Source organism: Nitrosomonas sp. Nm166, from assembly GCF_900112825.1.
Lineage (GTDB): Bacteria > Pseudomonadota > Gammaproteobacteria > Burkholderiales > Nitrosomonadaceae > Nitrosomonas.
On the sequence record NZ_FONE01000058.1, the window covers coordinates 1 to 12,508 of the forward strand.

At 42.1% G+C, this 12,508-nt stretch carries 8 protein-coding genes, 1 tRNA gene and 1 pseudogene; all 10 read right to left on the reverse strand.

Going from position 1 to position 12,508, the window contains the following annotated elements; all coding sequences use genetic code 11:
* Nucleotides 1-145 precede the first annotated feature (145 nt).
* Entirely contained in the window at nucleotides 146-4,348 is a 4,203-nt protein-coding gene (gene rpoC / locus BM021_RS13455) for a DNA-directed RNA polymerase subunit beta' (RefSeq protein ID WP_090721534.1), read from the reverse strand.
* Nucleotides 4,349-4,450: 102 nt separating this feature from the next.
* A complete protein-coding gene (gene rpoB, locus BM021_RS13460) occupies nucleotides 4,451-8,524 on the reverse strand; it encodes a DNA-directed RNA polymerase subunit beta (RefSeq protein WP_090721535.1) in 4,074 nt (1,357 codons plus the stop codon).
* 152 nt (nucleotides 8,525-8,676) lie between these two features.
* Complete coding sequence (rplL, locus tag BM021_RS13465) at nucleotides 8,677-9,060, reverse strand: 50S ribosomal protein L7/L12 (RefSeq protein ID WP_090721536.1); 384 nt, start codon at nucleotides 9,058-9,060, stop codon at nucleotides 8,677-8,679.
* Nucleotides 9,061-9,120: 60 nt separating this feature from the next.
* Nucleotides 9,121-9,636, reverse strand: a complete 516-nt coding sequence (rplJ, locus tag BM021_RS13470) for a 50S ribosomal protein L10 (RefSeq protein ID WP_090721537.1) — start codon at nucleotides 9,634-9,636, stop codon at nucleotides 9,121-9,123.
* A gap of 300 nt (nucleotides 9,637-9,936) precedes the next feature.
* A complete protein-coding gene (gene rplA, locus BM021_RS13475) occupies nucleotides 9,937-10,632 on the reverse strand; it encodes a 50S ribosomal protein L1 (RefSeq protein ID WP_090721538.1) in 696 nt (231 codons plus the stop codon).
* A gap of 1 nt (nucleotide 10,633) precedes the next feature.
* Nucleotides 10,634-11,065, reverse strand: a complete 432-nt coding sequence (gene rplK, locus BM021_RS13480) for a 50S ribosomal protein L11 (protein ID WP_090721539.1) — start codon at nucleotides 11,063-11,065, stop codon at nucleotides 10,634-10,636.
* Nucleotides 11,066-11,178: 113 nt separating this feature from the next.
* The gene (gene nusG / locus BM021_RS13485; protein ID WP_090721540.1) at nucleotides 11,179-11,712 is read right to left on the reverse strand and encodes a transcription termination/antitermination protein NusG; all 534 of its coding nucleotides are present in this window, start codon (nucleotides 11,710-11,712) and stop codon (nucleotides 11,179-11,181) included.
* A gap of 21 nt (nucleotides 11,713-11,733) precedes the next feature.
* Complete coding sequence (secE, locus tag BM021_RS13490) at nucleotides 11,734-12,078, reverse strand: preprotein translocase subunit SecE (protein WP_090721541.1); 345 nt, start codon at nucleotides 12,076-12,078, stop codon at nucleotides 11,734-11,736.
* A 196-nt stretch (nucleotides 12,079-12,274) separates the two neighbouring features.
* Nucleotides 12,275-12,350: transfer RNA gene (locus BM021_RS13495), tRNA-Trp, on the reverse strand.
* A gap of 66 nt (nucleotides 12,351-12,416) precedes the next feature.
* Nucleotides 12,417-12,508 (reverse strand): annotated as a pseudogene (locus tag BM021_RS13500) (elongation factor Tu); the annotation flags it as partial.

Below are 12,508 nucleotides of genomic sequence, written 5' to 3' on the forward strand. Positions count from 1 at the left end.
CCCTCTTCTTATTGTTCTAATCTCGAAAGTCTAGCCTAGTGTCTATCTCTCTACCCAATCCCCTACACTAACTCAGCCTCTTTCTTGATGTCAAGTGCTTTTGAATTGGGATTAATAGCAGATAGTGTTAGCCAACCATCAATTTCTAAACTGTACTATTAACTGAAAGATTTGATTCTAATCCAAGCTCATACGTTTTCTCTTGACTTTTGCGCTTGCTATGAAAAGATAATCCAGTACCCGCTGGAACGAGCCTACCAACAATCACATTCTCTTTAAGTCCGCGCAAATCATCTTTTTTACCCATGATAGCAGCTTCTGTTAAAACACGGGTCGTTTCTTGGAATGATGCTGCAGATATAAATGAATCTGTTGACAATGAAGCTTTTGTAATGCCTAGAAGCATAAATTCATAGGTAGCAGGCATTTTTTTCTCAGCAATCAAACGTTCATTCTCAATTAACAAGTCAGCACGTTCAACCTGCTCACCAGGTATAAATGTTGAATCTCCAGCATTAATAATTTGGATTCGCCTTAACATCTGGCGCACAATGACTTCTATATGCTTATCATTGATCCTAACCCCTTGTAAGCGATAGACATCCTGTACTTCGTCAGTAATATAGCGGGCCAGTGCTTCAACGCCTTGTAAGCGTAAGATGTCTCGTGGATCGGCAGGACCATCTACAATATTTTCGCCTTTATTAACAACTTGCCCATCATGTGCCATTACATGCTTGTCTTTAGGTATCAGATATTCGTGTACTCCACCTTCAAGATCAGTAATAACAAGCCGTTGCTTACCCTTGGTATCCTTCCCAAACGACACAATACCGGTTACTTCAGCCAACATACCTGCATCTTTTGGTGCTCTTGCTTCAAAAAGCTCCGCTACACGCGGCAAACCACCGGTAATATCCCTCGTTTTCGAGGTCTCTTGCGGAATTTTTGCTAATACTTCACCAACACTTACTTGTTGCCCATCCCGCACGGTAATAATACAGCCAATTTGGAATGTGATGCTCACGGGTTGATTACTGCCCACCACCTTGATTTCATTCCCTTCATCATCCAGAAACTTGACTAATGGCCGCAAACCTTTTGATTGACTTACACCACGACGCTTCGGATCGATTACAACCAATGCAGATAATCCTGTCACTTCATCGATTTGCTTGGCTACCGTTACGCCTTCTTCAACATTCTCAAAGCGTACCTTACCGGCATATTCCGTAATAATTGGCCGGGTATGTGGATCCCATGTTGTGAGTACCTGACCAGCTTTGACAGTTTCTCCATTGCGTACTAATAATATTGCACCATAGGGCGCCTTGTGTCTTTCGCGCTCGCGGCCATTCTCATCCTGAATGATAATTTCACCACTTCGTGAAATTGCTATCAATTCATTTTGCGCATTAGTTACATAACGCATGGTTGAGGAATAATGCACCGTCCCATTAGATTTACTTTCAATTTGACTGACTACCGCAGTTCTAGATGCTGCGCCACCAATATGGAATGTGCGCATTGTCAATTGTGTGCCCGGCTCGCCAATTGATTGCGCTGCAATGACTCCCACTGCTTCACCCACATTTACTGGAGTACCACGTCCCAAATCCCGACCATAGCATTTAGCGCACAGTCCATAACGTGTTTCACAAGTTAATGGTGTACGAACTTTTACCTCATCAATTCCCAAGGATTCAATCAAATCGACAGCATCCTCATCGAGTAATATACCTGAAGCAAAGACTACTTCCTGATTCTCTGGATTAATCACATCGTTGACTACAACTCTGCCAAGAATCCTCTCTCGTAATGGTTCAATGATTTCGCCACCTTCTACGAGTGCCTTCATAACTACACCATTACCGGTATTACAATCCTCTTCTGTAACAACAAGATCTTGAGTAACATCTACTAAACGACGCGTTAAATATCCTGAATTTGCTGTTTTTAAAGCCGTATCAGCCAATCCCTTACGAGCACCATGTGTTGAAATAAAATATTGCAATACATTCAATCCCTCACGGAAATTTGCTGTAATAGGGGTTTCAATAATTGAGCCATCAGGTTTTGCCATTAATCCTCGCATGCCCGATAGCTGGCGTATCTGTGCTGCCGAGCCTCGGGCACCAGAATCCGCCATCATATAAATTGAATTAAACGATTCTTGTGTCAGAGGTTTATTCTCTTCATTCAGTTTAACTTTATCGGCAACCTGATCATATACTGGCTCTACGCCAAGTTGATTCATCATTGCTTTCGCAACCTGATCACCTGCACGACCCCAGATATCTACAACTTTATTATAACGTTCACCTTGCGTTACCAGACCTGAAGTATATTGCCCTTCGATTTCTTTCACTTCCTTCTCTGCAAAAGCAATAATTTCAGCTTTCTGGGCCGGAATCAGCATATCATCCGCACAAATAGAGATGCCGGCCCGTGTTGCATAACTGAAGCCCGCATACATCAGTTTATCTGCAAAAATAACAGTCTCACGCAATCCACAACGTCTAAAACTTGCATTGATAAGCTTTGAAATCTCTTTCTTCTTGAGCGTTTTGTTAAGTAGTGAGAAAGGCAACCCAGGAGGGAAAATCTCAAATAGCAATGCCCGACCTACAGTTGTCTCATAGCGGGTAACTTTTTCACATCGCTCCTCATCCGTATTGATATTATATTCCTTGATTCTAACCCTAATTCTGGCATTGAGTTCTACATTTCGACTTTCGTAAGCACGGGATACTTCGCTTATATTTTGGAAAAACATGCCTTCACCACGTGCACCTATTTTCTCACGTGTTGTATAGTAAAGCCCGAGTACAATATCTTGTGATGGTACAATAATCGGCTCCCCATTAGCTGGAGACAACACATTATTGGTTGACATCATTAACGTACGGCACTCCATTTGCGCTTCTAATGAAAGTGGTACATGAACAGCCATCTGGTCACCGTCAAAGTCAGCATTAAATGCTGCACACACTAATGGATGTAACTGAATTGCTTTACCTTCAATTAATACCGGCTCAAAGGCTTGAATGCCTAGACGATGTAGAGTTGGCGCCCGATTCAGCATAACCGGATGTTCACGAATAACCTCTTCAAGTATATCCCACACCACGGCGCTTTCACTTTCCACCTCGCGCTTGGCAGCTTTTATGGTACTGGCAACGCCCATCAGCTCCAGTTTATTAAAAATAAATGGCTTAAATAGCTCAAGTGCCATTTTTTTAGGCAATCCACATTGATGCAGCTTAAGCTGAGGACCGACAACAATAACAGAACGACCTGAGTAATCTACGCGTTTACCCAGTAGATTCTGTCGGAAACGCCCACCTTTACCTTTGATCATATCAGCCAAAGACTTGAGTGCGCGTTTATTAGCACCTGTCATGGCCTTACCGCGACGACCATTATCTAATAACGAATCAACGGCTTCTTGTAGCATCCGCTTTTCATTACGAACAATAATTTCAGGAGCTTTCAATTCGAGCAATCGTTTTAATCGATTGTTGCGATTAATCACGCGTCGATATAGATCATTTAAATCAGAAGTTGCAAAACGTCCACCATCCAAAGGCACCAAGGGACGAAGATCTGGTGGTAATACAGGCAATACAGTCAGTATCATCCATTGTGGTTTAATTCCGGATTTATTAAACGCTTCTAGTAACTTAAGGCGCTTAGAGATTTTCTTGATCTTTGTTTCTGAGCCTGTGCTCTCCATTTCACGCCGCAAACTCTCTATCTCAGCACTAATATCTAGATTAGCCAACAGATCACGAATGCCTTCTGCGCCCATACTAGCGCTGAAATCATCACCATATTCTTCGGTCTTAATTAAATAGTCATCTTCGGTTAACAACTGGCAGCGCGTTAGCGGTGTTAAACCGGGATCAGTAACCACATAAGCTTCAAAATAGAGCACACGCTCGATATCCCGCAACGTCATGTCCAACACCATGCCCAAACGAGAGGGTAAGGATTTCAGGAACCAGATATGCGAAACGGGTGTAGCGAGCTCAATATGGCCCATCCGTTCCCGACGTACCTTAGATAGGGTTACCTCAACACCACATTTTTCACAGATAACGCCACGATGCTTTAAGCGTTTGTATTTTCCGCACAGGCATTCATAATCTTTTACTGGACCAAAGATCTTGGCACAAAACAAACCATCTCTTTCGGGCTTAAATGTACGATAGTTAATCGTTTCAGGTTTTTTTACTTCACCGTAAGACCATGAACGGATTTTCTCTGGAGAAGCGAGACCAATTTTAATTGCATCAAACTCTTCTTTGTGAGTAACTTGTTTAAATAAATCTAGCAGTGCTTTCATTTGTCGCTCCTGTAAATCAGGGGGCAATAAAAAATATTGGGTATAAATTTAAGTATGAATGGCAGAATAAAATCCAATCTGATCAATCAAATTTTCTGCATATCAATGCTGTTCTAAATCGATATCCATTCCCAGTGAACGTATTTCTTTTACCAATACATTAAATGATTCCGGCATTCCGGCATCAATCTTATGGTCACCCTTGACAATACTCTCATATACTCTAGTGCGTCCTGTAACATCGTCCGATTTAACAGTCAACATCTCCTGCAAAGTATAAGCCGCACCATATGCTTCTAGCGCCCAAACCTCCATTTCTCCGAAACGTTGTCCACCAAATTGTGCTTTACCGCCTAATGGTTGTTGTGTTACTAAACTGTACGGACCTGTTGAGCGTGCATGCATCTTATCATCCACCAAGTGATGCAATTTCAAAACATGCATATAACCGGCCGTCACTGGCCGATCAAAAGCTTCTCCAGTTCGGCCATCGTATAATACGATCTGGCCAGACCTTGGCAATCCAGCCAATTCCAGCATGTCTTTAATCTCTTCTTCCATTGCTCCATCAAAAACAGGTGTTGCGAAAGGAACTCCCTCTGTTAAATTCTCGGCTAACGTTATTATTTCATTATCGGATAACAAGGATATATTTTCCTTTTTACCACTTCCGTTATAAATCTTGTCAAGTAATTCTCTGATTTCAAGTACATTCTGCTGTGCTTTCAGCATTTCATCGATTTTCTTGCCAAGCCCTTTAGCGGCCCATCCTAAATGAACTTCAAGAATCTGTCCTACATTCATGCGGGAAGGAACTCCCAATGGATTCAGCACCACATCAACAGGTGTTCCATCGGCCATGTAAGGCATATCTTCCAGAGGTACAATCTTTGAGATCACACCCTTATTGCCGTGACGCCCTGCCATTTTATCCCCCGGCTGCAAGCGTCGTTTAACCGCAATATAAATCTTGACCATTTTCTGCACACCAGGTGCCAACTCATCTCCCTGTGTGAGCTTTTTCTTTTTCTCATCAAATGCAGCATCGAATGCTTTGCGTTTTTGCGCCATGCTTTCCCGCACTTGCTCCAACTGCATACTCGCATCTTCATCAGCCAAACGAATATCGAACCAGTAATGAGGATCAAAGCTTTTTAGATACTCAGCGGTTATTTCTTTTCCTTTAGCGAGCTTATGAGGTCCTCCTGTAGCGATCTTACCGATCAGCAAGCGCTCAAGGCGAATAAATGCATCCTCTTCCACGATGCGCATTTGATCAGCCAGATCTTTCTTATATCGATCTAACTCATCATCAATAATCTGTTGTGCGCGTTTATCCCGCTCTATGCCTTCTCGGGTAAATACTTGGACATCAATGACTGTTCCTGAAATCCCTGAGGGTACTCGCAAAGAGGTATCTTTTACATCCGATGCCTTTTCACCAAAAATTGCTCGTAATAGTTTCTCCTCCGGCGTTAGCTGCGTTTCACCTTTTGGCGTAACTTTACCGACCAAAACATCACCTGCTTCAACCTCGGCACCGATATAAACAATCCCTGATTCGTCCAAACGGGACAGTTGATGTTCAGAGAGATTGGGAATATCGGCTGTTATTTCTTCTGTTCCAAGCTTGGTATCCCGACTCACAACAGATAACTCTTCAATATGTATGGATGTAAAGCGATCCTCGGCAACAATTCGCTCAGATATCAAAATCGAATCTTCAAAGTTATAACCATTCCATGGCATAAATGCCACTAACATATTTTGCCCTAGCGCAAGCTCCCCCATGTCGGTGGAAGCACCGTCTGCAATAACATCGCCTTTTTCGATCTCGTCTCCAATCTTAACCAGAGGCCGCTGATTAATATTGGTATTCTGATTTGAACGTGTATATTTGATGAGGTTATAAATATCAACACCCGCTTCACCCACCCAGGTCTCTGCATCGTGTACCCGCACGACAATTCGGCTGGCGTCTACATAGTCCACAACCCCACCGCGTTTTGCCCGGACAGTAGTTCCCGAATGTACCGCCACTACCCGTTCAATGCCTGTACCAACAAGCGGTTTCTCAGCACGCAAGCAAGGAACTGCCTGACGTTGCATATTGGAACCCATCAAAGCACGATTAGCATCATCATGTTCTAGGAATGGAATTAAAGATGCCGCTACCGAAACGATTTGTGCCGGCGCTACATCCACATACTCAATGCGTTCAGGTGAAGACAAAGCAAATTCATTTTTATAACGACAAGAGACAATTTCACTAACAAATCGACCATCCCCATCAAGCTCTGCATTTGCTTGGGCGATCATATAGTTACCTTCTTCAATCGCAGATAAATAATTGATCTCTTCTGTCACGCGACAACCTTCAACCTTACTATAGGGTGTTTCGATAAAACCATATTCATTAGTGCGCGCATATAAAGCCAATGAATTAATGAGGCCGATATTAGGTCCTTCTGGTGTTTCGATAGGACACACACGACCATAATGTGTCGGATGTACATCGCGCACCTCAAACCCAGCCCTTTCCCGTGTTAATCCGCCTGGCCCCAAAGCTGAAATACGACGCTTATGCGTAACTTCAGACAACGGATTAGTCTGATCCATAAATTGGGATAATTGACTTGATCCGAAAAATTCACGCGCTGCCGCTGAAACCGGTTTTGCATTGATCAAATCATGCGGCATCAAATTTTCTGATTCTGCTTGACTCAATCGTTCTTTTACTGCGCGCTCTACACGCACCAAGCCTGCTCTGAATTGATTTTCTGCCAATTCTCCCACTGAACGCACTCGGCGATTGCCTAAATGATCAATATCATCGATTTCGCCGCGTCCATTCCGCAGTTCTACCAATATTTTGATAACCGCGATAATGTCTTCGTTCGATAATGTTTGAGCCCCTGTCAGCTCAGTTCTACCTACCCTGCGGTTAAACTTCATTCTTCCCACAACAGATAGATCATACCGTTCAGGTGAATAAAATAAACCGGAGAACAGTATCTTGACTGCTTCTTCAGTAGGTGGTTCGCCAGGTCTCATCATTCGATAAATAGCAACCTGAGCAGTCATTTCATCAGTTGTTTCATCTATCTTCAATGTTTGAGAAATATAAGCGCCATGGTTAAGATCATTTACATAAAGCGTATAAATTTTCTTAACGTTTGCTCTTCGGAATTTAATTATCGTCTCTTCTGTAATTTCATCATTCGCCAGTGCAACAATCTCACCCGTTTCTTTATCAACGATATTCTGTGCAAGTATTCTTCCCAATAAAAAATCTTCAGGCACATCCAATAGATCAATCTTAGCTTCCTGCATTTCACGTATATGCTTCGCTGTAATGCGCTTATCTTTTTGAACAATGATTTTTTGATCTTTAGTTAGAATATCAAAACTCGCTACTTCACCACGCAAGCGTTCAGGAACCAATTCAAACTGAATGCTTTTTTCTGAAAGGTAGAAACTATCAAATATAAAAAATTCTTTTAAAATTTGCTCTGATGTACAACCAATTGCTCTTAATAGAGTAGTAACAGGCATTTTACGCCGACGATCGATCCTGAAATACAAGCAATCTTTTGGATCAAATTCAAAATCGAGCCAAGATCCGCGATAAGGAATGATGCGCGCAGAAAATAATAATTTTCCTGATGAGTGGGTTTTACCCCGATCATGTTCAAAAAATACACCCGGTGAACGATGTAATTGTGAAACAATCACACGTTCAGTGCCATTGATAATAAAGGATCCTGTCTCAGTCATTAAAGGAATCTCGCCCATATAGACTTCCTGCTCTTTGACTTCTTTTACAGTTGGCTTGGAGATTTCTTTATCCATAATTGTCAACCTTACTCTGGCGCGCAAAGGTGATGCATAAGTGAGACCACGCTGTTGGCATTCTTTGACATCAAACACTGGCGATCCAAGCTCGTAACTTATAAAATCAAGCCGGGCATTTTTAGTATGACTCTCAATTGGAAAAATAGAATTAAAAGCTGCCTGAAGCCCTTGATTTTGACGTTGATTAAGTGCTATTTTTTCCTGCAGGAAAGCTGCATAGGATTCGAGCTGAGTAGCGAGAAGAAATGGAATCGGCAATACGCTTGCACGTTTAGCAAAACTTTTACGGATGCGCTTTTTCTCGGTGAACGAATAGCTCATGAATTCTCTCCGGACGAAGAAGATAGGGGATTGAAAAGTTGAAGCTCAATAACTATCAATTGTTCAATTATCTACAATGACGTATTAAACGGTCAAAAGACCAAAGGCTGGTAGCTTTTTAAGCTCACCAGCCCTAGAAGATTATATTTTTTTTATTTAATTTCGCAAGAAGCGCCTGCTTCTACCAATTGTTTTTGAATTGCAGCCGCATCTTCTTTAGAGACGCCTTCTTTCACAGTCTTAGGCGCACCATCAACCAAGTCTTTGGCTTCTTTCAGACCTAAACCTGTTAATGCTCTGACAACCTTGATTACATTGACTTTACTTTCACCTGCTGATGTTAGAATTACATTAAATTCGGTTTGCTCCGCTGCTGCAGGAGCGGCTGCTCCACCGTTTGGTGCGGCTGCCGCTACAGCTGCTGTTGCCACAGCAGATACACCAAATTTCTCTTCCATCTCTTTAATTAACTGTGATAGCTCAAGCACAGTCATACTTGCAATCGATTCTAATATTTCTGCTTTTGTTACAGCCATTCTTTCTTCTCCTGGTTATTTTCGGTGTTTTAGTTACGAGTTAAATAGAAGTTTCAGAAACTATTTGCCGTCTCGCACCATGGCCAAGCCACGAACAAATCGAGCCGGCACTTCATTAAGTGTTTGAACAAACTTAGCAACAGGTGCTTGCATGGTTCCCAGTAACTTAGACAATAACTCTTCACGGCTGGGTAATGCAGCAAGCGCAGTAATCTCATCACGAGACATCACATGCTCTCCCATTGCGCCCGCCTTAATCACGAACTTCTCATTAATCTTAGAAAATTCATGCAGCACTTTTGCTGCTGCAACTGGATCAGCGCTGATGCCATAGGCAAGCGGACCTACCATATGGCTAGCCAGCTCTGCATAGGGTGTGTCAGCAACGGCGCGCCGAACCAATGAATTTTTAACGACACGAAAATAGATTCCTGATTCACGAGTTTTTGCTCTTAGTTGCGTCATTTGACCAACTTCTATCCCTCGATACTCTGCAATGATAATAGCTTGAGCGTTGGCTACTTGAGCACTTACTTCCGCTACTATTGCTTTTTTATCTTCAAGATTAAGACTCAAGGTTCATTCTCCATCAGTAAAAATAGTACTTGAACAAAACTTAATTTCCAAATACTACAAACTGGCGACCTTAAACCAGGAAAAATAAAACTCTCCTGTTTTGGGTGCACCATCTGCGCTGGGTGCCTAAAATCCAAAAATCCACCTTCTTATAATTTTGGTTTTTTTGTAGTCAAGCGTTTAAGTTACTTTAAATAATTTCTTATATGGATAAGCCAATTATTCGGAGTACCCCAGCGGTCTTTGATAATCCACTCAATAGACATGCGTAAATAACATTCAGTGGCCCAAAGTTCTTTATTATTGCGTTATGCTTGCTTGATCTATCCGTATTCCAATACCCATCGTACTCGAAACAGATACTTTTCTCAGATAAACGCCTTTCGAAGAGGCTGGTTTGGACTTATTCAATGCCTCGATCAACGCCATTAAATTTTGTTTTAGAGCATCTACTCCAAACGAAGCGCGCCCGATTGTGCAGTGTATAATGCCTGTTTTATCGGCTCTAAATTGCACTTGTCCGGCTTTAGCATTCTTAACAGCACCGGCAATATCCACGGTAACTGTTCCTACTTTTGGATTTGGCATTAAGCTACGCGGACCCAGAATTTGGCCTAACTGACCTACTACGCGCATAGCATCCGGACTAGCAATTGCGACATCGAAATTAATATGACCTGCTTTAACTTCGGCTGCCAGATCCTCAAAACCTACGATATCTGCTCCCGCCTCTTGTGCTTCTTTAGCTTTGTCGCCTTGCGCAAACACTGCAATGCGAACTGTTTTTCCGGTTCCTGCTGGCAACACAACTGATCCCCGCACAGCTTGATCTGATTTCTTTGCATCAATACCCAGATTGACCGCAACGTCAATAGATTCATTAAATTTAGCTGTTGCTGCCTCTTTCACAAGCCCTAACGCCTCGTCAATCTGATAAGTTGTATTGCGATCAACTTTCCCTGCGATGGCTTTATAGCGTTTCGATGAGCGTGCCATTTTATATTCCCTCTACCTCTATACCCATACTTCTTGCACTGCCTGCAATAGTACGTACAGCAGCATCCAAGTTAGATGCCGTAAGATCCGGCATCTTCGTTTTTGCAATTTCTTCTGCCTGACTGCGGCTTAGTTTTCCTACTTTGTCCAAATGCGGCTTGGAGCTTCCTTTCCCAACTCCTGCAGCTTTCTTGATCAGCACTGATGCTGGCGTTGTCTTCATTACAAATGTAAAGCTTTTATCGGCATAAGCTGTAATGATTACCGGCACAGGCAATCCAGGTTCCATCTTTTGTGTAGCTGCATTAAATGCTTTACAGAATTCCATGATATTGAGTTGACGCTGACCTAACGCAGGACCAATAGGCGGACTTGGATTCGCCTTGCCAGCCGGTACTTGTAACTTAATATAGCCAGTTATCTTCTTTGCCACTATGTTCTCCTATTGGGTACAAACGAATGATTATTCACTCTTCCCGATTCTCTACAATTATTGAAAACTATCTGCAATTCAATTAAGTCTAATTCAGTGAAGCCATCAATTTTCTACGACTTCTCGACTTGATTAAAATCCAATTCGACGGGTGTCGGTCTTCCAAATATGGAAACCGAAACTCTGAGCTTGCTTTTATCATAGTTAACGTCTTCTACATTACCATGAAAATCTGTAAATGGTCCTTCTTTAACTCGTACGGCCTCGCCCATTTCAAACAATATCTTGGGTTTGGGTTTCTCTACCCCTTCCTGAATTTGGTGAAGTATATTGTCCACTTCCTTCTGACTTATTGATGTAGGTTTCATAGCAGAACCACCGACAAACCCGGTAACCTTATCAGTATTCTTGACCAGATGCCATGTCTCATCAGACATCTCCATTTCTACCAGCACATAACCGGGAAAGAATTTTCGTTCGCTAATATTCTTTTGACCACTTTTCATCTCGATCACTTCTTCCACGGGTACCAAAATTTGACCAAACTTATCCTGCATGCCAGCCCGCTCAATACGATCTTTCAGAGCACGCTGAACACTTTTTTCGTACCCTGAATAAGCGTGAACCACATACCATTTCTTACTCATCCTTTCCTCTCTGATATCTGGTCAAATATCCTGATCCATCATAAGCTTAACAAGCGACATTAGAGCAGCGTCAATAAACCATAAGAATAAAGCCATAACAATCACAAAAGCGAACACCACGCCTGATGTTTGAAGCGCTTCTTTACGGCTTGGCCAGACTACTTTTTTCGTTTCCTCAGCAGAATCCTTACAAAACTCGTAAAATTCCTGTCCCTGAGTTGTAAATTTGGCAGTAACTGCCGCCAATAAGAACCCAATCAAGATAAATAGCACACGAATAACCATTGCACTTTCACTTAAATAAATGAAACCCGCAATACCAGTTATTATGAATACAAATACAAGTCCAAGCTTCAGTTTATTCACGTCAAAAAACCCTTTATGCTTTATAATTAATCTTATATGTAACAATTAGCGTCCAGGATTCCAGTCAAGATTGGATTTTCTTTTATAAACAGACTCCGAAACCCTACTAAAGACCACACCACGCACCTTATCTATAAATATCTAGCTACTCCTTTTTATTTTCTAGAGATTATGACTAAACAATTCCATTTTGATATGGCAGGCCAGGAGGGCATCGAACCCCCAACCTTCGGTTTTGGAGACCGACGCTCTGCCAATTGAGCTACTGGCCTTTGGGTTAGAACTTTTCTCAAATTAAAAATAATTAAAAGATAATTTTTGGCCTTCTTTATTTAAAACTATTCAATAATTTTTGCAACGACACCAGCACCGACAGTTCTTCCGCCTTCTCGTATCGCAAAACGCAACCCATCTTCCATCGCAATAGGTG